This window comes from Saccharospirillum alexandrii (genome assembly GCF_004000275.1).
Lineage (GTDB): Bacteria > Pseudomonadota > Gammaproteobacteria > Pseudomonadales > Natronospirillaceae > Saccharospirillum > Saccharospirillum alexandrii.
In genome coordinates, this window is the sequence record NZ_RCIP01000002.1 from 431,614 (window position 1) to 454,351 (window position 22,738).

At 54.4% G+C, this 22,738-nt stretch carries 19 protein-coding genes; 11 read left to right on the forward strand and 8 right to left on the reverse strand.

Translation table 11 applies throughout. The annotated features are described in order from the left end of the window. Entirely contained in the window at positions 1 to 1,677 is a 1,677-nt protein-coding gene (ilvD, locus tag EP166_RS09745; protein WP_127556624.1) for a dihydroxy-acid dehydratase, read from the reverse strand. Between the two features lie 362 nt (positions 1,678 to 2,039). Between ilvD and EP166_RS09750 the strand changes: the two genes are divergently transcribed. Next, the gene (locus EP166_RS09750; protein WP_127556625.1) at positions 2,040 to 2,966 is read left to right on the forward strand and encodes a hypothetical protein; all 927 of its coding nucleotides are present in this window, start codon (positions 2,040 to 2,042) and stop codon (positions 2,964 to 2,966) included. Positions 2,967 to 3,163: 197 nt separating this feature from the next. On the opposite strand, the gene megL is transcribed toward EP166_RS09750, so the two are convergent. Then, a complete protein-coding gene (gene megL, locus EP166_RS09755) occupies positions 3,164 to 4,354 on the reverse strand; it encodes a methionine gamma-lyase (RefSeq protein WP_127556626.1) in 1,191 nt (396 codons plus the stop codon). 417 nt (positions 4,355 to 4,771) lie between these two features. Between megL and EP166_RS09760 the strand changes: the two genes are divergently transcribed. The 4 genes from EP166_RS09760 to EP166_RS09775 all read left to right on the forward strand — a co-directional run bounded on the left by EP166_RS09760 (position 4,772) and on the right by EP166_RS09775 (position 9,384). Continuing rightward, positions 4,772 to 5,317, forward strand: a complete 546-nt coding sequence (locus EP166_RS09760) for a hypothetical protein (protein ID WP_127556627.1) — start codon at positions 4,772 to 4,774, stop codon at positions 5,315 to 5,317. Positions 5,318 to 5,576: 259 nt separating this feature from the next. After that, the gene (locus EP166_RS09765) at positions 5,577 to 7,442 is read left to right on the forward strand and encodes a methyl-accepting chemotaxis protein (protein ID WP_127556628.1); all 1,866 of its coding nucleotides are present in this window, start codon (positions 5,577 to 5,579) and stop codon (positions 7,440 to 7,442) included. A gap of 194 nt (positions 7,443 to 7,636) precedes the next feature. Continuing rightward, complete coding sequence (locus EP166_RS09770) at positions 7,637 to 8,335, forward strand: ABC transporter substrate-binding protein (RefSeq protein WP_127556629.1); 699 nt, start codon at positions 7,637 to 7,639, stop codon at positions 8,333 to 8,335. A gap of 395 nt (positions 8,336 to 8,730) precedes the next feature. Further along, a complete protein-coding gene (locus EP166_RS09775; RefSeq protein ID WP_164743891.1) occupies positions 8,731 to 9,384 on the forward strand; it encodes a substrate-binding periplasmic protein in 654 nt (217 codons plus the stop codon). A gap of 41 nt (positions 9,385 to 9,425) precedes the next feature. On the opposite strand, the gene EP166_RS09780 is transcribed toward EP166_RS09775, so the two are convergent. After that, entirely contained in the window at positions 9,426 to 9,968 is a 543-nt protein-coding gene (locus EP166_RS09780; protein WP_127556631.1) for an outer membrane beta-barrel protein, read from the reverse strand. 225 nt (positions 9,969 to 10,193) lie between these two features. Here EP166_RS09780 and EP166_RS09785 point away from each other — a divergent pair, with 225 nt between their 5' ends. Further along, the gene (locus EP166_RS09785) at positions 10,194 to 11,237 is read left to right on the forward strand and encodes an AraC family transcriptional regulator (protein WP_127556632.1); all 1,044 of its coding nucleotides are present in this window, start codon (positions 10,194 to 10,196) and stop codon (positions 11,235 to 11,237) included. A 50-nt stretch (positions 11,238 to 11,287) separates the two neighbouring features. Here the strand turns inward: EP166_RS09785 and EP166_RS09790 are convergent, their stop codons facing one another. Beyond that, positions 11,288 to 11,782, reverse strand: coding sequence for a LabA-like NYN domain-containing protein (locus EP166_RS09790; RefSeq protein ID WP_127556633.1), 495 nt, complete (start codon positions 11,780 to 11,782; stop codon positions 11,288 to 11,290). Positions 11,783 to 12,200: 418 nt separating this feature from the next. On the opposite strand from EP166_RS09790, the gene EP166_RS09795 reads away from it, so the two are divergent. Both EP166_RS09795 and EP166_RS09800 read left to right on the forward strand, forming a co-directional pair. Next, positions 12,201 to 13,679, forward strand: coding sequence for a DUF4331 domain-containing protein (locus tag EP166_RS09795; protein ID WP_127556634.1), 1,479 nt, complete (start codon positions 12,201 to 12,203; stop codon positions 13,677 to 13,679). Positions 13,680 to 13,688: 9 nt separating this feature from the next. Next, positions 13,689 to 13,940, forward strand: coding sequence for a hypothetical protein (locus EP166_RS09800; RefSeq protein ID WP_127556635.1), 252 nt, complete (start codon positions 13,689 to 13,691; stop codon positions 13,938 to 13,940). A 259-nt stretch (positions 13,941 to 14,199) separates the two neighbouring features. Here the strand turns inward: EP166_RS09800 and EP166_RS21145 are convergent, their stop codons facing one another. Beyond that, entirely contained in the window at positions 14,200 to 15,297 is a 1,098-nt protein-coding gene (locus tag EP166_RS21145) for a hypothetical protein (protein WP_164743860.1), read from the reverse strand. Positions 15,298 to 15,843: 546 nt separating this feature from the next. Here EP166_RS21145 and EP166_RS09810 point away from each other — a divergent pair. Further along, on the forward strand, positions 15,844 to 16,137 hold the full coding sequence (locus EP166_RS09810; RefSeq protein WP_181952714.1) for a hypothetical protein: 294 nt from the start codon (positions 15,844 to 15,846) through the stop codon (positions 16,135 to 16,137). A gap of 196 nt (positions 16,138 to 16,333) precedes the next feature. Here the strand turns inward: EP166_RS09810 and EP166_RS09815 are convergent, their stop codons facing one another. Continuing rightward, positions 16,334 to 16,714 (reverse strand): nuclear transport factor 2 family protein, encoded by a 381-nt coding sequence (locus EP166_RS09815; protein ID WP_127556636.1) that lies wholly within the window; start codon positions 16,712 to 16,714, stop codon positions 16,334 to 16,336. Between the two features lie 112 nt (positions 16,715 to 16,826). Between EP166_RS09815 and ftrA the strand changes: the two genes are divergently transcribed. Beyond that, on the forward strand, positions 16,827 to 17,792 hold the full coding sequence (gene ftrA, locus EP166_RS09820; RefSeq protein ID WP_127556637.1) for a transcriptional regulator FtrA: 966 nt from the start codon (positions 16,827 to 16,829) through the stop codon (positions 17,790 to 17,792). 354 nt (positions 17,793 to 18,146) lie between these two features. Here ftrA and EP166_RS09825 read toward each other — a convergent pair whose 3' ends face one another. After that, complete coding sequence (locus tag EP166_RS09825) at positions 18,147 to 20,483, reverse strand: BspA family leucine-rich repeat surface protein (protein ID WP_127556638.1); 2,337 nt, start codon at positions 20,481 to 20,483, stop codon at positions 18,147 to 18,149. Between the two features lie 445 nt (positions 20,484 to 20,928). After that, positions 20,929 to 21,840 carry an AraC family transcriptional regulator gene (locus tag EP166_RS09830; RefSeq protein WP_127556639.1) on the reverse strand — a complete coding sequence of 304 codons (912 nt, stop codon included), beginning with the start codon at positions 21,838 to 21,840 and terminating at the stop codon, positions 20,929 to 20,931. Between the two features lie 97 nt (positions 21,841 to 21,937). Here EP166_RS09830 and EP166_RS09835 point away from each other — a divergent pair, with 97 nt between their 5' ends. Then, entirely contained in the window at positions 21,938 to 22,696 is a 759-nt protein-coding gene (locus EP166_RS09835; RefSeq protein ID WP_127556640.1) for an SDR family NAD(P)-dependent oxidoreductase, read from the forward strand. Positions 22,697 to 22,738 lie beyond the last annotated feature (42 nt).

Here is a 22,738-nt window from a genome sequence, read left to right on the forward strand (position 1 = left end):
TCAGGGCAAGTCGGTCACCGCACCCGTCGAGGCAGACCCCACCGTGCGGGCGTATTTTGCCAGCACACCTCGGGTGAACCGGGGGCCGGGTGGCTGCCAGGCCTGACGCCTGCGCTCCAGCTCCTGGTCGGACACACCCAGCTCAATCCGGTTGCTAACCGCATCGATGGTGATGGTATCGCCCTCTTCGACCAACGCGATGGGACCGCCCTCAGCGGCTTCGGGTGTGATATGACCAACCACAAACCCATGGCTGCCCCCGGAAAAACGGCCATCGGTAATCAGCGCCACATCACTACCAAGCCCCTTGCCCATAATGGCCGAGGTGGGGCTTAGCATTTCACGCATGCCCGGCCCGCCCTTGGGGCCTTCGTAGCGAATCACCAGCACATCACCGGCCACCACTGTGCCATCCAGAATCTTTTCCTGAGCTTCTTCTTCTGAGTGGAACACTCGGGCCCGGCCGGTAAAGTGCGTGCCTTCCTTACCGGTGATTTTCGCGACAGCGCCCGTAGGCGCGAGATTGCCATACAAAATGCGCAAGTGGCTGTCGGCCTTGATGGGGTTATCGAACGCATGAATGATGTCTTGCCCTTCGGGGTAGGGTTCAACATCAGCCAGGTTTTCGGCCAGCGTTTTCCCGGTAACGGTCAGACAACCACCATAAACCAGCCCGCGTTCCAGCAACATTTTAATCAACGGCTGAATGCCACCGATAGCGACCAGTTCCGACATCATGTAATGGCCACTGGGCCGCAAGTCGGCCAATACCGGTACCCGCTTACCAATTTCGGCAAAGTCTTCCAGTGATAACTCAACCCCTACCGTGCTGGCCATGGCCAGCAAGTGCAGCACGGCATTGGTTGAGCCGCCCAGCGCGATGACCACAGTGATGGCGTTCTCAAAGGCTTCCCGCGTCATGATATCTGAGGGTTTAATATCCTGCTCAAGCAGGTTCAGCACAGCAGCACCGGCGGCCCGGCAATCGGCCACCTTGGTGTCCGACACCGCATTCTGCGCCGAACTGCCCGGCAAGCTCATGCCCATGGCTTCAATGGCTGACGCCATGGTGTTGGCCGTATACATCCCCCCGCACGACCCTGCTCCGGGAATGGCGGTTTCTTCTATTTGCTTCACGTCAATCAGTTCGAGCTTGCCCTGGGCATGGGCGCCCACAGCCTCGAACACGGAAATGATATCGGTGTGATTCTCGCCTGGCAGTATGGTGCCGCCATAAACGAACACCGAAGGCCGGTTCAGCCGCGCCAGCCCCATCATGCAACCAGGCATGTTTTTATCGCAGCCACCAATGGCAACCAAACCGTCAAACCCTTCGCAACCGGCAACGGTTTCTATCGAGTCGGCAATGACCTCACGGGAGACCAGAGAATACTTCATGCCCTCAGTGCCATTGGCGATTCCGTCAGACACGGTAATGGTATTGAAGATAAGTGACTTGCCGCCCGCATCATCGGCACCGGCCGCCGATTCTTCGGCCAGCCGGTTAATGTGCATGTTGCAGGGTGTAAGATTACTCCAGGTAGAGGCGATGCCTACCTGGGGCTTGCGGAAATCCTCGTCACTGAAGCCAACAGCTCGCAGCATAGCCCGGCTGGCTGACTTGCCGAGCCCATCGACCACCTGCGATGAATAACGACGACGCTTGTCTTCTGCCATGTTGCCTCCTGATCCGGTTGAATGATGCGCTCAGGCTGACAGAAATGGCGCTCGCCAGCAAAGCATTCAGTACAAGAGCCGGAGTATAGCCCGTGCGCCCCATACTGCTGGATTGATTCCGCCGTTCATCGAACAGCCCCACTGCCGCTCGGAGCGGCCGCGCAAACCGTCTTCTGTAGCCTAAATTTCACTCATGCCTGACTGAACAGGGGCATTATTGCCACACAGCAGGGTAATCACAGTGCCACTTTGATCAGCAATTCGCGCATGGGCTATGGTCACTGATGATCCATGCAAGCCCTTGATCGAAACGGTTGCTGCTTTGATCGAATCAAATAATAAGAAAAGCCTGGAGAACAACCATGATACAAAAAGCCATAGCTTTGCCACTGCTGGCGGGCCTAGTCATACCCGTGTTTGCAGACGATGCCAAGGTGTTGCCACAAGGCGTACTGCGAACCACCCTGGTCCCTTCGCTGACAACTTTTGACGAAACCTTCGATGCCGATGGCGAACGCCAGGATACCAATGCCGTATCCGTTAACACGTTATCCATAGCGCTTGAGTACGGCATCAACGACTGGATTACAGCTGGCGTGCAATGGGCGCCTGGTTACATTCTTTCCGGTGAGGTTGATGGTAACGATAACGTCGACTTATCTGGCTCGAACGACCTTTTCGTCGGTGCCAAATTCCAGACCTTGGGTGCTCAGGGTTACTCCCGCAGCGATACGCTCCGATTTGCGGTAACACCAGGCATAAAAGTCCCCATATCGCAGTACGACGGTGAAGAGCAGCTCGAGAATTTTATGGGTGGCGACGATTTCAAACCGGGTCGAACCGATCGTGGGGCTTGGGGTCTTGGCGCCAGGTTCTCATTCGACTACCTGATCACTCCGGATTTCTACATCAACTTCTACAATCAGTCCTCTTTCTTTCTGGAGACCGATCAGGATTACACAGTCACAACGTCTGACGTAACCGTGCAGTATGGATCCGAAGCCATCTTCGAAGTCGAACCGAATTATTCGATGTCCGCCGGAAACGGTGTACAACTGAGCTTTGGCCTTCCTGTTAGCTACACCATGACCGGTGAGACCGAGGTCGATGGCAACGGTCAAGACGATGAATCCTACAGCCTGGCGCTGGAACCCAGTATGAGCGTGTTCTTCACTCAGTGGGCACTGCCTACCCAATTCCAATTGGGCTACTCAACGACGCTGGCTGGCGAAAACGCCAATGCGACCAACACTTTAAGCCTGCAAATCAAGAACTTCCTTCGGTTCTGAGTGGCAGGGATAACAGGCCGAACACTCAACGGTGCGGCACCGCCGCGCTGCGTTGGCTGTTCTGCCTGAACCCTGTGCAGTTGGCACAATGGTTTGAGCATTTGACAAATAAAAGGGTCGATCGGGCTGGCTACCGCTTCCGACCTGACCCGCGCCACCCAAAAACCAGCCGAAACGATGGCTGACACAGGTCATGCTCAAACTCCTGCCAGGGCCTGCTCCAGATCAGCGTAAATATCATCCACATCTTCCAGGCCAACCGACAACCGCACAAGCCCTTCACTGATATCATGCTCTGCTCGTTCTTCCGGCGTGTAGGTCGAGTGCGTCATGCTGGCCGGGTGCTGGCAGAGGGTTTCGGCATCACCCAGACTCACAGCGCGTTTGATCAGTTTCAAACGGTTCATAAAGGTAACACCGGCTTCGAAGCCACCTTGCAATTCCATCGCGATCATCCCCCCGGGTGCATCCATCTGGCGGCGCGCCAGGGTGTAGTGAGGGCTACCTTCCAGGCCTGGGTAATAAACAGTCGCCACAGCCTTGTGTTGCTGCAACCTGTGAGCCAGTGATTGGGCGTTGCTGCAGTGGCGCTCCATTCTCAGTGACAGGCTTTTCAGACCGCGCAGTATCAAAAAGGCCGTCAACGGCGCGATCACAGCGCCGGTCATGTCTTTCAGACCAAACAATCGGATTTCGTCGATTAGGCTCTGCTTTCCCACCACCGCTCCGGCGATCAAATCACCATGCCCGCCCAGATATTTGGTGGCCGAATGTACCACCAGATCGGCTCCCAGGTTCAACGGCCGTTGCAGAGCGGGGGTGCAATAGGTGTTATCAACCATCACCGTGATGGCGGGGTTATAGTCATGCACCCGCTGGCTAATTGCGGCGATGTCGATGACTCTCATGGTTGGGTTGACCGGAGTTTCGAAGTAGACCACCCGGGTCTCGGCAGACAGCGCGCGGGCTATGGCATCGGCATCGGTGCAATCGACGAACGTGACGTTAACGCCAAACCGGGTCAGGCCATGCTGGAAATAAGAGAAGGTACAGCCGTAAAGCGTTTTATCGGCGATAACGGTATCGCCGGGGCGTACCAGCGTCCAGATGGCGGCAGTGATCGCGCCCATGCCAGAGGCTGTTGCCAGGCAGGCTTCGGCATCTTCAAGGTCTGCCAGCCGGGTTTCCAGCACTGCCTGAGTCGGGTTCGAAATACGGCTGTAAACATGGCCCTGGGCTTCCCCGGCAAACCGGGCTGCGCCTTGCTCGACATTGTCGAAACAGTAAGTCGATGTCATATATACCGGTGGATTCAAAGACCCTTCGTTCTCAGAAGCCACGTAACCGGAATGGATGGTGCGTGTGGTAAAACTCAGCTTTTTATTCATCGTCTGTGTCTCCCGCTGTGCGATCATCATTTCCCGCCACTCTGCCGGTTTTGAATAACGAAAAAACTGGCCGAAATTGAACCAGGGTATAACCATCATGCTACGCCTGGAAACAGGGCGAATCGGGCTAAACTGGCCGAGTTAATCGCACCCAAATAGCACGCCAAGTTAAAAAATCCGACTAAAAGGTGAAATTGAGCCAACAATAGCCAATATCAGTTTACGGCAGTGGATGCTCAAATTTGCAGCCTGGTTGCACTGTACGATTTTCCATCTATTCACGGCTATTTCTCGGAATGTCGCCAAAAGCGGACACGAACGACACCCCTAATGAGATATAACCGTCTGATTTATATAGACTGCAGTAGGATCTAGCGTGCTAGTGAAATTCAAAAAAGTGAAATAGCGGTAAATCGAATGAATAAAGTAGTAGTAGGCTTTTCAGCAATTGTAGTTACTTTGGGTTCATCTTTCGCAAACGCCGATGACCGTGAAGGGTTCTTCCTGGCCGGTGGCATTGGCCTTAATACCAATACGTTCGAGGCTTCCTATGCGGGTGACTCAGCCTCTGAAAGTGGCTACAGAGGCATCCTGACCTCCTTTAAAATTGGTGGCCACATCAATCCTAATTTCGCGCTCTACTACCAGCGAGAAGCATCTTTCTTTGATGATGAAGAAGGCACTGGCGCAGTTGCAGGCCTTTCAGGCATTGGCGGCACCTATTACTTCGATACGTCGGGTGGCCTGTACATAGAAGGTGGCCTTGGGCTGGGTGATTTCACGGTGGATGAGGCCAACCTTGAGGGTATTGGTGGCGCTTCGATGGTGGGTCTTGGCGCAGAAATAAACGATCACCTTGAAGGTGGCGTTGTGTTGATGGCGACCAGCACTGAAGAAACCGAGCTCGATGGCCTGGAATACGACACATTAACAATAGGGGTGAAGCTGACGCTCAAGTTGTAATCCGGGCGCCATACGGGCAGGCGTTACCCTGCCCTTTCGATAACTTACTTGAATAAGAAAAAACATCTCTCTCACACAGCATTAACGACTGCTACCAACTGCCATAGCAGTCATCGCCAACTACAATGAATGACCATTACCCCCATTCCTCCAAGGAACGCAGCGTTCAGATTCATGGACTTCACTGTATTCTGATTCAGCCGCTAAATAACAGATCACTGATATTTCTAACAGCTCGGCCTTCAATAACGGGATAATTATGATAAACAATCTGACCTTCCGCATGAAACTGTCCATTCTTCTGCTAACCGCGCTGATCGGGCTGGCCGGGCTCTATGTCGTCGCATACCGCGGCATAGATTTACAGCAAAGCACCAACGACCGGTTACAGGAACTTAACCGGCAATCCAGCCAGCTCGATCAGCTGACGCTTCAGGCCATGCAGATTGGTGATCGGGTCTCCCGCTTGTCGCCTGCCAATCGCGATGCCGTGGTTACCGATGTGACTGCCGAACTCGAACGCCTGGCCAGTCTGCGCGTCCAGAGCGTGGATCTCAACATCGGCCTGCAAACGTTCTTCGAACAATTCGAGCGCTACCTGAACGCGGTGTTGGCCAGCATTGAACAGGCGGCTGTGGTTGGGCTGGACGCTGACTCAGGCTGGAATGCCACCCTCAGCGCCGCCCGTGACGCCCTGAACGAGAGAGCCGGTTTCATGACCTTCGTACAGGAGAACATGGCCGAAATCAGTAATCTGGAAGTTGCCTATGTGAACAGCCCGACAACAGAGCGGTTTGAGGCCCTCAGGGCTGCCTACGACCGGTACATCGAGCAATTGGCGTCGAACAACATGGAAGAACCGTTCGTCGAAGTAAACCAGAACTACCTTGCCAGTCTGGAGGGCCACTACGAGCAGGCTCGCCAGCTGACACAAAACCGGGAGGCCATGGCGGAAGCGCTAGCGGCCATGCGCACCGCTCAGCAATCGGTGAGAGCAAGCCTCGACAACCTGATTTCCGGGGCACGGGCCAACGCCAGCGAAAGCTCCCAGACCGCACGAACTTTACTGCTCTCAGTCAGCCTGCTGATGGCACTGACCATGCTGGTCGTAGTCGGCTGGATCACCCGGAGCGTTAAACAGACATTGACTGGCATCACCACCGATCTGAACCGGGTTCGCGATGGCGACCTGAGCGCCCGCCTTAAAGTGAATGAAAGTCGCAACGATGAATTCGATGCCCTGAGCCGGGCGGTCAACGTCATGACTGAAGGGTTGGGCTCCCTGGTCCGGCAGGTCGCCGATTCGGCCCAACACTCAGCGACCATGATGGAACAACTGACCCACGAGACCCAGCAGCTCGACCAGAGCAACCAGCAAATTAACGACCAGGGTCAATCGGTCGCGGCCAGTACTGAGGAGATCTCCGCAACGCTGTCTGGCATCGCTGACGCCACCAAAACCCTGTCCCGACAAGTTGCGCAAACACTGGCGTCGGCGAGCCAGGGCACTGCCACTCTAAACCAGGCGGTCTCCGGCCTGCGGGAAACCTCGCAGGTAGTGGCCAATATTGAACAAAAGCTGAACCAGTTGAATGCCCTCTCTGCCGACATTGACTCGGTACTGGACATGATCAACAACCTGGCCGGACAAACCAACCTGCTGGCATTGAACGCCGCCATCGAAGCGGCCCGTGCAGGGGATGCCGGGCGCGGTTTTTCGGTGGTCGCCGATGAAGTACGCCAGCTCGCCGAGCGCACGGTGGAAGCCACATCGCGCATCAATGGTATTGTCGACGACATTCAGGGGTTCACCCGCGAAGCCATCAGCGTTACCGAAACCGGCCGTACCCATCTCTCCGCCGTGGAAACCCACAGTGAGGAAGCCGAGCAGGCTATTCAGAAAATTGAAGAGGACGCGCGCCAGGGCACCGTAGCCGCCGACCAGATGCTGCACTCAGTGGAGGAAGTCGACAAGGCGGCGCGTCAGATCAGTCGCGACATGGAAGGCGTGGCCACCAGCATCCACAGAGACAGCGACGCCCTGCAACGGGTACGCAGCCAGGTGGAACAGGTTTCAGGACACCTGCTGGAGCTGGACGGCAAAGCGGCGAGGTTCACGGTTTAAACGGGCATATCGTCGTACCCGGGCGCCGACTGCAACCGTTGTTGGCCCGCCAATTGTTGTTCTAGTGGTCATCGCTCAGTGGAATCACATATTTCGAACCGGTCGATGGCCCGAATTGCTCGACCTGCTCCATCCATTCGTAGTCGCTGCCCTCGCCTCTGCGATAACCGGAATTAGGCAGACAATAGCCGTAAATGAAATTGATGGTGCGATTCGCCGCCTGGGCATCAAATGAGACTACCCGCCAAGTGGACCATGCCCTGGGGGTAACCGAGATTCAGGGCACGCCCACGCGCATCGTGACCCTGTACCAGGGCGCCAACGACACCGCCGTCGCATTGGGCGTCACCCCGATCGCAGTGGTCGATTCCTGGGTTGAAAAACCCATGTATCACTATTTGCGAGACGACCTGGCGAATGTTCCCCATGTGGGCCTGGAAACCCAGCCCAACCTGGAGGAGATTGCCAGACTTAAACCGGATCTCATCATCGCCAACAAAGCGCGGCATGAAGATATCTACACCCTGCTCTCTCAGATCGCACTCACCGTAACCGAAGATAACGTTTTTGATTTCAAAGGCACGGTGCAACTGATGGGGGAAACCCTGAACAAACAAGACGAGGCAGACCAACTGTTGGCAGACTGGGACCAGCGAGTAGCTAGACTGCAGACCGAACTGCAAGCCAAGGTGGGCGATCAATGGCCACTGCAAGTGGCGATCACCAATGTCCGCAATGACCATCTACGGGTCTATCTCGAAGACAGCTTCGCCGGTACTGTACTGAACGACCTTGGTTTCGAATTTCCGGCCATGGCCGCCCAACGCACCTGGGGCGTGAAGCTGAACAGCAAGGAAAATATTCCCAGTATGAACGCCGATGTGATGCAGTAGCCATCAGAAGGCATACAGCCATTATGGCAGCCGCCGCCAACTTATGAAGGGTGACATTCCGGGTTAGACAACGGGCAACGCTGTATTCGATTTATTGTTTTTACTTTGTACCGAGAGACTAGAGAACCTGGCCGGATATCCATAGCACCAAACAGGCTATAAACATGGATGATTACTTGGGCTTCACAGACGAGTACTCATAGGAAAGCCAACACGTGCAGTTTTACGCCATGTTCTTACAGGCATAACCCAGAAGGTATAGATAACGCATCGTACGGTATTCGGAAATGCAGTGTGCAGGTAGCTCTTCAACGTACCGGGTAAAGGCGCACAGAGTGGGCGAAATGCGGGACATCTGCTATGGTTCGAAAAGCTTCGAAAAAAGTGGTAGTCAGATGAACGGATTCGAGCTGATTGGCGTGCTAGCCCTTTCCGCAACAGCTACGGTACAAGCCTATTCCATTGCAGTAACGGACGCGAACGCGGGCGCCCTCTCCTATCACGACGGCCAGTTCACGGGCCACCTGGCGCCGCTTTACCAGTGCGCGATCGACACCGTAGACCAGCCTTTCACCGTGTCTATTCTGCCGCAGGTCAGAGCCCTGCGTATGCTTGAGAATAACGAGATCGATATGGTCTTGCCCCTGGCCCAATCGGGCGAACGGGACGACTACGCTTACTTTGCCGCCCCCCTGTACACCGTTAGATACGTGCTGTTTACCCTACCAGGTGTTGCCATAACGGGTAGCGAGCATCGCATCCAGATTGCTGTTAACTGGTCCAGTGCGTCCATCGCTCTTATTGAGGCCCTGGGTCACGAGGTTATTCCAGTTGACCACCATGAACTGGCTATCGGCATGGTCAGGCGAGGGCGAGCACATGGTGTGGTCATACCCGAGCCGACCGCGGCCGCCATGACCGAAGAACTCGCCGGGCTTGTACCACATGACTATGCACAATTGCCGGGTGGAGTATATGTGAACAAACACAATACCAGCCTGCAGACAGCCTTCAATATGGCCATTCAGGATTGCCGGCCGGCACCCTGAGTCCATTTTATCGTCGTCTGTCCACGGCTCTGTATTTTAATTTAGAATGACCATCCCAACGACACGCCGACATGAAGCACCTCGGCTGACAGTTGCGTGGCATGCAGCTGCACATCAAAAGCGGGGCTGAACTGAAAGCCGGCGCCCGCTCCGAAACTCAAGCTGACTTCAGGGTCGTTTTCTTCGACCTCGCAATCACCCACTACGCAGGTCTCTGCTTCACTGGATAGCACCAAGGCGCCACCTCGGCCAAGCACAAAAAACCGCTCACCCAAGGGTAGACGATAGACAGCATAAGCCCCGGCGCTCAACGCATAGAAATCCTGAAACCCGACCGAGTTACCTGAACTGTTGAACAGCTCTTGCTCCGCATACACAACGGAATGGGTGACTTCACCCTGAAGTGCAAACGAAGGCGTTAGATACACGGCGTAGTTCAGCACCAGACTCCCCCCCGGGTCGTCATGATCTTCGACGCCCTGATAGGCGTAGCCCACCCCCAGTTGTTGCTGCGCCATCGCGGTGGCGGCCAATGACAAGACGGCGATACTGCGGAACAGGAACGGGCACACTCTGGTTTTCATCGGTTGTATCCTTTTATTTTTCTCTTACATGGAACAGCGGTTATGTGCGTGTAGGCCTTTGATCTTAAAGAGCTGCGATTCGTTTCTCGTGGAATGGCGTTGCAGTTTTCGGGAAATCCGTTACATTTTTCAACGAGGGCCGCCAACAACAGCCAGCGAACAGACTGGCGCAAACCCTAATACCGCACGACGGAGCTGCGTGAATGTTATTCGGGCGACTGAAGAATGAGTAAAATCCAGCAAGTATCGGCCATTGGCACCATTGAACTGGCGCGCCGGCTGAGAGCACACGGGCTGATCGACAACGCATCCATTCGAGCCATCGACCCCTCCTTGCTAGAGAGTGTGAATACGCTTGACGCTCAGGGTGATATCGCACATACCTACGATGCCTTCTTCCCCGAATCCTGGATCATTACGCTCTGGCAGGAAGCGCAGAAGAATCACCCAGAGCGCCCCACAGGCTTCCTGATCGGAAAAACCATCGTCCGGGATGCCTACGGCGTGCTGGCAGGGTTAATTCGCTTCAGCGATACGCTGGGCCAGGCAGTCACGACTTACCTGCAAAACATCCAGTACGTGAATGAATCGGAGCAGTGGCACTATTCAAAGGATAGCCGTCAGATAACCCTGGCCTTCAGCTACCCCCGGCACAAGCCATACCCAAGCAACGCAGTTGAACGAAGCATTACCGCCATGTACGCGATGGGGTGCTACTTACATGGCAAAAAGCTCCCGTTACACAGCGTGCAATTTCAAAGAAAAGCACCCGGATACCAGGCGCTTCTGGAAGCCTACTTCGGGTGTGAGGTAGCATTCTCTGCATCCTGCAACGCGCTCATTCTTCCCGCTGAGGTAATGGACTGGCCACTCCAGCCCCCGTCTGCTTTGCTGGACACATCGCTGACGCAGGGGAAATCCTATCTGACAACCCTATTGAGAATGAGCTTGCAAACGAAGCTCAACGAAAAAGCCGACACCCTGCTTACGCCAACCTTCACCAACAGAGTCACCACCTTGCTCTGGGAGGACATGGCGCACTACAGCAACAGCGACCACGTCGCTTCAGCCCTGCACCTGAGTCGTGCAACCTTATATAGAAAGCTCAACCAGGAGGGCACAAGCTTTAGCAGCATCAGGGATGCGATTCGGGCCGAGCTAATGACTCAACACAGCGGCCTGAAAGCGACTGAACTTTACGAGCTACTGGGGTTCAGTGATGTGAGCTCGTATTACAAAGCGAGAAAACGAGCACAGCAGACGGATTAGGTGACCGTCAAATCAAGAGGGGACACGGGCGTCGGGCCTGAGAGTTCCAATTAAAGCCTCCGGCCAGACACTGGCAGCAAAAGCTCACCGTCAATGGGCACGAAACGACTGGCGGCTTGTACCAATGACCGCGCCGTCAGACCGGGAACACCATAGACATCGACCTGCACACCACAGTCTTGCCGAACTTTCTCCGCCAGCAAGTCAAAGTCGCCATCGCCTGAGACCAGCACCACTCGGTCTACAGTGGGCGCTACCGTCATCACATCAATGGTGATCCCCACATCCCAATCGCCTTTCGACGAGCCATCCTGGCGCTGAATATAGGGTTTCAGGCGCACCTTAAAGCCAATTGCACTCAAAATGTCCTGAAACTGCAGTTGTTTCGCATCTCCACGATCGATTGCATAGGCAAAGGCCGCCACTACTTCATGATTGGTCGTGGCCTGTCGCCAGAAGCGGTTGTAATCGAACCGGCGACCGTAGGCTTCCCGTGTCGTGTAGTAGACGTTCTGGACATCGACGAACAGGGCGATCTTACTCATTGGGAAAAGTCCTTGGACGCATAACCGGAGCAACCCGCCAACCATAACCGAGTCTCTGCAAAAAGTCGCTGCTGGGTCTTTCAGGCACATGCTGTTTACAAGGCTTCTTTCTTTACAAACAGGACACCTGAATCCGGAACAGTGCAATCTTACCAAAGGAGTCTTAGGGGGGATCCCAAATAGACGGGTTTGATCGGCTCACAGACTGGACACTCCGCCATGCACCGTTTTTAACGTACCCACATACTTGATGCTACTGCGCTGAAATAAATTTCAGCAAGCCAACACCACGATACGTTCACTTAACACGTCTGGATGCAGATCCTAAAAAAAGAAAATAAATCGTCTATCTATTGCATCCTAACTCGTGCCCCACTCGTTCAATCCATGCAACCCACCACGAACAAGTGAGAGAACAATGAACAAACATCTCAAACACAGCACCCTGGCGACAGCCATTGCAGGCATTTGCCTCACCGCTTCCGTGAGTCACGGTGCAAGCCACCGCGAAGCCCCTTACATTACTGAAATACCCAAAGTCGATGCTACCGACTTTTATATGTTTAGAAGTTATGAAACCGGTCGTGAAGACCACGTCACGATGATCGCTAACTACTTGCCCTTACAGGACGCCTACGGCGGCCCAAACTACTTCGACCTCGACTCCGATGCCATCTACGAGATTCACATCGACAACGATGGCAATGCTCGGGAAGACATCACTTTCCAATTCACATTCACTGACGTAATGACCGACTTGCAACTCGACGTCGGAGAGAGTGGTGCTACTAAGTCGGTTTCAGTGCCATTGAAAAACATTGGTGCCATTGGGCCGGGTGCGATGGATACCGACAATGTGCAGGTTCGTCAAGAGTATGAAATCACCGTCATTCGTGGTGACCGTCGTACAGGCATGCATGAAACAGTGATGAACAGTACCACCGGCACCACCACGTTTAGAAAACCACTCGACAACATCGGTGGCAAGTCGTTCACCGACTATCAGGCTTATTCCGATGCGCACATCTTCAGCATGGCGATTCCCGGCTGCACTGCTGACGGCAAGGTATTTGTTGGCCAGCGCAAAGAAGCGTTCGCCGTAAACCTGGGCGAGATATTTGACCTGGTCAACACCAACCCACTGGGCGCCCGCGACGGTGAAGGGGCTGGCGACCTGGCCGACAAGAACGTCACCTCACTGGCGATGGAGGTACCAACCGCTTGCCTGACCGGCGACGCTGCCACCAGTAACGACGACCCGGTTATCGGCGCCTGGACAACCGCCAGTGTGCGCCAGGCGCGTGTCATCAACCCTGAGCCCATGGCCAATGATCAGGGTGCTACGGTCGAGGGCGGTGCCTGGGCACAGGTATCTCGCCTGGGTATGCCACTGGTAAACGAAGTGGTCATCGGCCTGAAAGACAAAGACGCGTTCAACGCCAGCGAACCCATGAACGACGGCCAGTTCATTGACTACGTTACCCACCCGACCTTGCCGGAACTGGTGGAGATATTGTTTGGTGTTACCGCACCGAATAATTTCCCCCGGCAAGACCTGGTCACGGCGTTCCTGACCGGCGTTCCCGCCGTCAACATGCCCGTTGGTGGTACTGCCTCTGAAATGCTTCGGTTGAACCCGGCCATTGCAGCGACCGCCGCCGCAAGCCAGAACGACTTGGGTGTGCTGGCAGGCGACAACGCTGGCTTCCCGAACGGGCGTCGCCCGGTCGATGATACCGTCGACATTTCATTGCGAGTCGCTATGGGCGTGCTGGCCGATGCCACCGATGCGCCGGATGGCCAACTGGACTACACCGATGGTGTGCAACTGGATGCCAGCGAACTGCAAACCACCTTCCCCTACCTCGCGACGCCACTGGCAGGCTCGCCTAACTAAGGAGTGGCTATGAAACCCATACTCAGCGCAACCGCAGCCATGGCGTTCAGTCTCGCGCTATTGGGGTGCTCAGACAACGGTTCATCCATGCAGATGACCGATAACGACACCGAGACTGACAACTCTGTCGACTTTACGTCGTTCGTCATTGCGGAAATTACCAACACATCTGAAGGGCGCGATGCCGTGCCCATCAACAATACGGAATTCCGCTTTAACGACCAGACCAATGAGCAGGCATTCTTCACGCTGTTCGAGTAACAGACTCGGTAGTCCATAGGAAAGTAAAGCCGTCGCTTGCGACGGCTTTACTTTATCAGGCTATCCGGGAACTTCCATTAACCTCCACTAATCCAGACTAGTTAAGGCAACGAGAGCACTTGCCCAGCCAGCCCTTCGCGGGTTCAACGGGATGCGTTTCAAAACAAAGCACGCCGGGACGTCCGAGAGCCGGTCAACTCAACAGCCGCTCAGCCCGGCCCCAAGCCGAGCATATCTGGGCAGCCATTCACAACACTCTCTAATATTGATAATCACAATCCACCATGGAGTCTGCCTGGTCGCAGGTTCGTAAATGCAATACTGCTTTTGACGCGCGCCCAAAAAACAACCCCGAGTAGTACTTGTCGGCAACGCTGAGAGAACCGCCCATTGCGGTTAGCAGGTAGTCGTCATCAACCAGATCGTCTTCGTCTACTTTCAGGTAGTCTTCAATGCGTGCCAGATGGTCGTACATCAGGTAGTTATCCTCATCAAAATGCAACAAGGTTACTTGTCTTGGCGAGAAATATACGGCCTTATCCGTCATATTTATGAAAGTACCCACTTGAGAGTAAGGGTGGTCACTGCTCATGCCAACCACGTCTGTCGTCCACACCGCTTCTTGCGGCAGCAGCGCCTCGGGGAAGTATTGGTTGTTTTCACCCTCCATCGAATCGAAATCAAGCGCCAATTCAATGTGGCCGAGTGTCTCTAAATCATCCGTGCCCACTCGTCCTCCGCCCGACCCGAACAGCATTCTTGTTTCGCCAGCAGGGATACAGGTATTCTCTAGGCTGGGAAATGATACCAAGTCGCCGCTGGAAAAGGTGTCACCCAGTAGGTCAATCGATCCCAGTTCACCCACCTCCTCGTCGTCGGCGTTACGAAACGACGCCACATTTCTACTGTCGAAACACAGTGTATCATCGCTTATGTTTTTCACATCGGCCGCAAAGAACAGGTACAAGCCCGAGGATTGGTAGGTCAACCGCCCACTGCCCACCATTTCAATGAGATCGATATTGACTCCCCCATTCTTACCTACCGGAACGATGGTGACTTCTTTCTTGACCAAATCGTCGGAATCTTCAGTCCTGCCAAAGCAAGCACCGCTGGTCGCATGAAATTCGTAAACGTTGTTGCCTATTACACGGTTATCAACAGTGACGTGGTGTGGACACAAACTGGCTACACCGCCGCCCTGTCCGGAGCCGTTGCCGTTGCCGTTGCCGTTGCCGTTATCGTTTCCGGAGCCCCCATTACCCTGTCCGGTTCCGTCACTTTCACCGCAGGCAGACAACAGCATGGAGACGAGCAAGGCAACAGAAAGCGGGGCTAATCGATCAGTAATGTACACATTAATATCCTTATACCGGTGATTGGAAAGCATGAAAAATTCAGAGTCGGTTCACTCACCCTGTCTGAACTTGAGCATGAAAGACTGTGGCCCAAGCATGTCTGCAAACGTCCTCGTACTCCGTACCCGACTAAACCAGACCCAACCGTTAGCGCGTTAGGTGTACCTTTGGTTTCATCGGGCTGAACTGCCACGAGTGACGTAAACAAACTGTCGCTCTGCTTCGCCGCTAACGCAGACTGCTGTAGCGAACAAAACCAACTCAGGTTGGTGCTCACACCAACCGATGCTCAAACACTGTCCTAAAAATTCTTTTAGCAAGTTTAATACCAATCCCTAACACCTTGTTTTTTAGGGATTTACTGACCAAGCGGAGGATGGGCGTAAAATAATTCGACACTGAGTGACTGGCAGGCTGAAATCGCACGGGTTAAAAGCAGTATCGAAATCGTGAGCTATAACAAACAGGCATGGCTAAACGACACGATGCAAGAAGACCTAATAGCAGAGAGCTAACCCTCAGGCGCAACGCCTACGGAATTCAAAGTGGACGTTCACGGCGAGACGTACGGAGTGGCCGTGACCGGAGTGGGTAACCATGGCAGCGGAAAACGCAAATTCTATATATCGCTGGATGGCATGCCGGAGGAAGTGGTGTTCGAAAGCCTCAACGAATACGTCGCCAATGGCCGTGGCAGTGGCCGACAAAAGGCATCAGAACCCGGACACGTAACGGCCGCGATGCCGAGGCAACAGTGTGGACGTGCTCGTCAGCGAAGGCAATACCGTCGAGGCGGCCAGCCAGTGATGATCGCCGAAGCCATGAAAATGGAAACCTAGATCAACGCCAGTGTCGCCGGCACCGTTAAAGCGGTGTACGTCGCCAACGGCGACCGGGTGACCCCAGCTGAGGTACTGGTCGACATCGGTTGAACCCTGGCACACAGGCTACACGGAGGGAGCCCGTGTGCAGACAGAACGCAGCTGACTAACGCCGGCTGTGTGCCATGCACACACTCGACAGGTGCCTTCACACTCACTCAGCGTCAACAACTCGTTCCAGGTGCCATACCTTGGCAACAATTTTCCATTCGTCGTCGTGGTCGAGGACAAAGTTGAGGTGATCGACAAACACATTGCGATGGGCCCGGAGCCTCAACTTTACCAGAGCGCTACGCTCTGACAGGCAATCGATCAGTAGGATTTCATCCTTACGAACCTGGTTAACACTCGCGGGCGATGGGCGTGTAGAAACGTCCTTCCTGAAACTCGCGATCGGGTCGACAAAGACTCTGCCCTGATCAGCGTCAAAGAGACTGGATTCGGGGTGAAACACCTGATCCAGCTTGTCTGTATCGCAGAAGTAGATTGCATCAAAATATACCGCGACCGCGTTCAATAAGTCTTCCCTTAGCATTACAATCCCCCAACGTTCAGTTTACTGGTGTGTCACACGAGGCCAAAAGATACCACGTTGCCTGATGCCACTCCGTTGGGGTTACGCCAAAAATAGGGGATATCACGCCAATATGAAAAATTCCGGTACCAGACCACTTGTTTGCATTCTGGCGTACAACAACCTCTGCCTGTTCGAATTCTCCATTGCCCTTGAGGTCTTCGCTCTACCCAGGCCAGAATTGGAGCACTGGTACGACTACCAGGTTATCGCGGCGACACCTGACACCCTGCGGGGCATCGGAGGCGTTACGGTTAACGCCAAATACGACCTGACAGCACTGGCAAAGGCCTCGCTCATTGTTATTCCAGGGTGGCAGGGCACACCCAGCGCCGAGTTGATTGCGGCGCTCGTGACAGCGAATCGCCAGGGAGCGCGTATCGCCACTATTTGCTCGGGCGTTTTCCTACCCGCTGCCTGCGGTCTTTTAAACGGCAAAAAGGCAACCACTCACTGGCAATATGCTGACCTACTGGCCCGGCAATACAGCGAGATAGACGTTAACCCAGACGTCTTGTACATCGACCAGGGAGATGTGCTTACATCCGCCGGCTCTGCTGCCGGCCTGGATTTGTGCCTGCATATAATACGAAGTGATTTTGGTGCAAAGACCGCCAACACGGTTGCCCGTCGTCTGGTATTGCCGGCCCACCGTGAGGGCAGTCAGGCTCAGTACATTCCCAGGCCCACACCGAAGCACGTCGATCTCTTCTCCCCCCTCCTCGACCAGATAAGATCCACATTAAACGAGCCGTGGACCACTGAACGCATGGCAAGCAGCGCAGCGATGTCAAAACGAACGTTGCTAAGACGATTTCAGGAATCTACCGGAGAAAGCCCCACGACCTGGTTGGTCATGGAGCGCTTGGCTTTAACAAGGGAAATGCTTGAGACAACCGATTTAAACATCAGCCAAATAGCCGAAGCCACTGGTTTCGTTACCGCAGACATACTGAGACATCACTTTAGAAGACACTTTCAGCTCAGCCCGCTGCGGTACAGGGCGCAATTCTACAAACAACAGACTGGCGCTTTGTGAGCCGCTGTCCAACACTGAAAGCTCCTGGCAGTCGCAAAAAAACTGTAGCAAGCTTGCCTCTTTCTCCGGCTAGCCAGGTTGTTCATGATAGCTCCATTCCATGTGATACAGATTAAATGGACCCGAATTGCGATAGGTAATGCTCAGCGGAGCGGACGTCTGTATAGGGGGGAGCCTTACAATGAACTGCGGCGAGCTAGCAGGATACCGATCACGCCGAAAAACTGAAAATATGGGTGCCTACAAAGCTCTCTACTGGAGGGGTTTCTTGCTTACCCTGTGGATAACCAGGTGGTTGAAATAGAGAAAGCCCAGTCTCCTGAGCTTTCTCTATTTCAACGACTTTATCTCAGGTTAGTTCGTCGCTTCCCCTCCATCGGTAATGGTCCAGTTGAAGTCATTAATCAACGTATCCCGGGCAGCTTGGCCTGCAGCGGAGAACTGAACCGAGCCAAAATTAATGTCCAGGTCCTCCACCAATTCCGGGTTCTGGCTCCAGGCGATTAGCAGTTTGTCATAGTTTTCGGTTGAGAAAACAGTATTGTTTACAAATAATTCAGTGGCATTGAGGACACTCTTAATATTCCATCGACTGATGTCTTGATTAAACGACGAACTTTTAAAAACCGCATTCATATCCCGAACCTTGGAAACATCCCAGCCACCAATGTCTTGATTAAACTGCCCTGCCGCGAAGAACAAGGTTCTCATGTTTGTGACGCTGGAAACGTCCCAATCGCCGATAGGCTGGTTAAAGGAACTCGCGCTTTGGAGCATCTTTCGCATGTTGGTTGCACTGCTGACGTCCCACAGACCAATCGGCTGGTTAAACGCGTTTGCTCCCATAAACGTTTCGTTAAAATTTGTCACGCTAGAAACATCCCAGGTTGAGATATCGCTGTTAAAGTTTTTGGCATTTCTGAACATCCCTTCCATGGAGTCTACGCGTGACAGATCTGGGTTGTCAGTGGCGAGTATTTCCAGATTGTCGGTATTAAAGAAAGCATAGTCCATGGATTCCCAAGACCGTTGGCCCCATTGTTCGACAGTCAGTAACTTCTTACTGTCGCTGTTGAATGGCCGCGGGTAATCTCCGGTGATCGACACGGTGTAAGTGCCGGGTGTACTGTAAGTGTGCGTGATTGTCTCCGTGACACTCTCATCAATTGAGCCATCACCCCAATCTACGGTGAAGTTATAGGTAGTACCATCAGGAGTACTGAGTGTAATCTGGTCATTCTCACTTGAACCCTGATTGTCGGTCTTCCATGTGGTGATATAAGGCGTTTGCTGAGCGATTGTAAAATCGATGATAGCGGAGCCTTCACCAAAGCTGTTTGTCGCCGTAACGACGGATTGTGAGAAACCCGCCGTTGTCGGAACGCCACTGAGCTTACAGGTCATACTATTGCCAGAAAGCGACACGGTTATGCCTTCAGGTAGCCCCATTGCGATACACTCATCAATTTCGCCGCCGCTATTTTTCAAAAAGGACTCGAAGGTCTGCCCGGTATAAAACTCAATGGCCTGATCGTCGACCTTTGGAATCAGTTCGACAGTCGAGTTACGGTCGTTGATAATCCAGCCATGTTGGTCAATCAGGGTGGATCTGGCGGATTCTGCACTTGGGTTAAAACGAGAGGATACGTCGAGAGTCACGTTGGGTTGAACCGATTGTTGCGACCAGCTGAGCAACAGCCGATCGTAGTTGTCGATGGATAAGTTGGCTTCTATGAACAGCCCGGTCATATCAGTGACGTTTTTTACCGCCCAGTTACTCACGTCCTGATCGAACACAGAACCGGCAAACATATAGGTCATGTCAGTCACGGCCGAGGTATCCCACGTACTGACATCGCCGTCAAAAGCATCGTTCAGCAAGAACATCATGCGAAAACTGGTCACCTGCGAAAAGTTGGGGGTACTCAGATCGTTGATTGCCAGGTTGTCAGCGTTGACAAAGGCGTTCTCCATAGAAGACCAGAAGCGATTACCCCACTGCTCAACACTGAGCAATTTTGTCGCGTCGGAGATGTCCTCAAAGGCATCAAAGTCATAGTCAAAGTATGGCGCCGGATAAACCCCGGTGATGGTGACGGTGTACGTGCCGGGTTGAACATACTGGTGCGTAATATCCCCAGTGACGCCTTCGTCGGTCTCACCATCGCCCCAGTCCACAGTGAAGTTGTAGTCGAGGTCTGGGTTGGTCTGTAGAGTGATCTCATTGTTGGCGCTGAGACCCGATTCCTGCTCGGTATCCCAGGTGGTCACAAAGGCGGTCGGTTCTTCAACCTGATAGGTCACTGTGATTGTGTCTTCGCCGGCTCTGTTCCTGGCCGTTATCTGGACACTGTCTAAACCGGTAGCTTCGATGGCGGTGCCGTTAATGACACAGGTATTACCGTTGGCTGAAACAGAGACGGTAAAGCCCTGTGGCATGTCGGCTACACAGCTCGAAAGGCTTCCACCACCGATATTGAACAGCTCGGCCTCTACGATCTGCCCCCGGATCAGTGTCAGGTCTTCCAGCTCCTGAAATAATGGGGGTGGCAATAACCTCGTTGGCGGTGTGTTCTCATCATCGGCAGTGCTGCTGCCCCCGGAGCTGCAGGCAAATAACGCCAAGCTCCCGCTTAAAACAAACACGAATTGGGCAAGATTCTTTATTTTCATCCGTTTTATCGGTTCCATGCTGGTATCTCTGCAATGAGTATTGGCTTCTGGGTGACGAACGAGCCCTACCGTTTGGATGCAAACCCTGTTTTTTTATTAAAAAAGTGCACCGATGCAGCGAATAGCTCTGCTTAGCCAAAAACGGGTTAAGACCCCGGGGACGGTTCAATCGTCAGTGAGAGAGAGACATTAGATTTACCTGACCTACCGGACAACCCGACAGATGTAGGGGCAGTGACGTTAAAGAGACGTCGGTGGGTGTTTCAGTATTTGACCAGGGCACCCTCATGGAAACCTGACCTCGGAGGGGGCACCCTATTAAATGACGACTGTTGGACTGACCGCACTCAAAAATTCAAGAGTCCAATCAAGGGATCCGTGTGAACAGCACTCTCTTTCAACGTTCATTAGCATGACCGTTCTGCCTGCCGTAATGGGTCTACACCCCTTTTGAACTGCTCCCCTAACGTCCTCTCTTACCAGCAAACACCCCGGGAGAAAGGCCCTGGTGCCGAATAAATGCCATCCCGAAGGCGCTGGCAGATCCGTAACCGACCCGCTGGGCGATCTCCGTGTTGGACAGTCTGCCCTGCCGCAGTAGCGTTTTGGCGATAGCCATGCGCCAGTCCGTCACGTATTCCATTGGCGCGCGTCCGATTTCCTTTCGGAACTTCTCGAAGAAGCCAGAGCGGGACATGCCCGCGTCCTTTGCCAGCCGGGTGACGGAAATCGCGCCCCCCGCATCCAAATGGATGCGCCTCAAGGCGGCGGCCAATTGCGGATGGGACAGCCCGCGCAGCAGTCCCGGTGGCATGTCCAAGGCAGGCCCCGAGCGGAGCGCCTCAATGAGCAGTACCTCCAGCAGCCGCTCGAGAATCAGCGCGCGCCCCGGCCGGTCGGCACGAGTCTCCTCGTGTATCGCGGGCACGAGCGCCATCAGACGATCATGCCCGGAGACGTGGATCATTTCGGGCAGCAGTGACACCAGCAAGTCCCTGGCGAGCGTTTCAAAGCGGCAATGCCCGACCAGTGCGCGCATGTTCACGGGGGCGTCCGCCGGGCCAAGGCGAACCCGCCCGGGCCCGATTTCAAGCGGCTGGCCCCTTCCCTTTGGCTCCGGAGACACTTCACTGGTCATGATAAAGCCATGCAGATCAGGAATCAGGACAAAGTCTCCGGCCGCCAGCGTAACCGGCTTACGGCCGGTAACCTCAACCCGACAGACCCCCTCGACGATCGCGCAATAGAATGGACTGGCCAGATCATGCCGCTCAACTTGCCACTGGCCACCCGCCTCGACCATTTTCGAGATAGACACCGCCGGTTTAAGCAACGTGACAACACTGGATAAGGGGTCATCGATACCTTCAAACACTTTTTGGACTCATGATGATTTATTATGGATATTTGTATATAGCATGAACGGATTTGACTGTCTATTCTCCCCTCCTCGTCAAACAAGGAGACCAGATATGCCCCGTATACTCATCACCGGTACCTCTTCGGGCTTCGGCCAGGCCATCGCCACGCAATTCCTCGACCGGGGATGGGAGGTTATCGCCACGATGCGACATCCTGCCCCCGAGGGCTTGCCCGTTTCGGACAACCTGCGCCTGCTGCCCCTCGACGTCACCGACGCGGACAGCATCGCCGCAGCCATTGCGGAAGCGGGCCCGCTCGACGCCCTGGTTAACAACGCCGGCGTCGGCATGCTAAACGTGCTTGAAGGTGCAGACATTGCCCGCGCCCGCGAGCTCTTCGAGACCAACGTGCTGGGAACCATGGCCATGGCCCGCGCCGTGATGCCAGACATGCGCAGCCGCAGACGCGGCGTGATCGTCAACATCAGTTCCAGCGTGACCCTGCGCCCGCTGCCCGCCCTGTCGATCTACAGCGCTAGCAAGGCGGCGGTCAATGCCTTCACCGAGAGCTTCGCGCTGGAAGCTGCAGAATTTGGCGTCCGCACCCGGCTGGTCCTGCCCGGCAGCTCGCCCGAGACCTCCTTCGGAAGCAATGCCGTGGCACGGATGGGCATGGACGTGCCTGAAGCCTATGGCCAGTTCGTGCAGGCCTATTTCCAGAGCCTGCAGTCCGCCACCGAAAAGACACAGGCCCACGATGTTGCACTGGCCGTCTGGCGCGCCGTCACCGATGAAACCGCTCCGATGAAGCTGCCCGCCGGAGCCGACGCCGAAACCTGGTTCCACGAAGAAGGCCTCTCCGCAGCCTAACGAACAGGGTGCGGCAGAGCTGCCGCGCCTGCCTATTTAAAA

Coding starts and splice junctions, on each gene's coding strand:
- EP166_RS09825 (WP_127556638.1), bottom strand. CDS start 20,483: ATGGAACCGATAAAACGGATGAAAATAAAGAATCTTGCCCAATTCGTG.
- EP166_RS09795 (WP_127556634.1), top strand. CDS start 12,201: ATGAACAAACATCTCAAACACAGCACCCTGGCGACAGCCATTGCAGGC.
- EP166_RS09765 (WP_127556628.1), top strand. CDS start 5,577: ATGATAAACAATCTGACCTTCCGCATGAAACTGTCCATTCTTCTGCTA.
- EP166_RS09750 (WP_127556625.1), top strand. CDS start 2,040: ATGATACAAAAAGCCATAGCTTTGCCACTGCTGGCGGGCCTAGTCATA.
- EP166_RS09785 (WP_127556632.1), top strand. CDS start 10,194: ATGAGTAAAATCCAGCAAGTATCGGCCATTGGCACCATTGAACTGGCG.
- ftrA (WP_127556637.1), top strand. CDS start 16,827: ATGAAAAATTCCGGTACCAGACCACTTGTTTGCATTCTGGCGTACAAC.
- EP166_RS09835 (WP_127556640.1), top strand. CDS start 21,938: ATGCCCCGTATACTCATCACCGGTACCTCTTCGGGCTTCGGCCAGGCC.
- EP166_RS09780 (WP_127556631.1), bottom strand. CDS start 9,968: ATGAAAACCAGAGTGTGCCCGTTCCTGTTCCGCAGTATCGCCGTCTTG.
- EP166_RS09760 (WP_127556627.1), top strand. CDS start 4,772: ATGAATAAAGTAGTAGTAGGCTTTTCAGCAATTGTAGTTACTTTGGGT.
- EP166_RS09770 (WP_127556629.1), top strand. CDS start 7,637: ATGAAATTGATGGTGCGATTCGCCGCCTGGGCATCAAATGAGACTACC.
- megL (WP_127556626.1), bottom strand. CDS start 4,354: ATGAATAAAAAGCTGAGTTTTACCACACGCACCATCCATTCCGGTTAC.
- ilvD (WP_127556624.1), bottom strand. CDS start 1,677: ATGGCAGAAGACAAGCGTCGTCGTTATTCATCGCAGGTGGTCGATGGG.
- EP166_RS09775 (WP_164743891.1), top strand. CDS start 8,731: ATGAACGGATTCGAGCTGATTGGCGTGCTAGCCCTTTCCGCAACAGCT.
- EP166_RS09790 (WP_127556633.1), bottom strand. CDS start 11,782: ATGAGTAAGATCGCCCTGTTCGTCGATGTCCAGAACGTCTACTACACG.
- EP166_RS09800 (WP_127556635.1), top strand. CDS start 13,689: ATGAAACCCATACTCAGCGCAACCGCAGCCATGGCGTTCAGTCTCGCG.
- EP166_RS09815 (WP_127556636.1), bottom strand. CDS start 16,714: ATGCTAAGGGAAGACTTATTGAACGCGGTCGCGGTATATTTTGATGCA.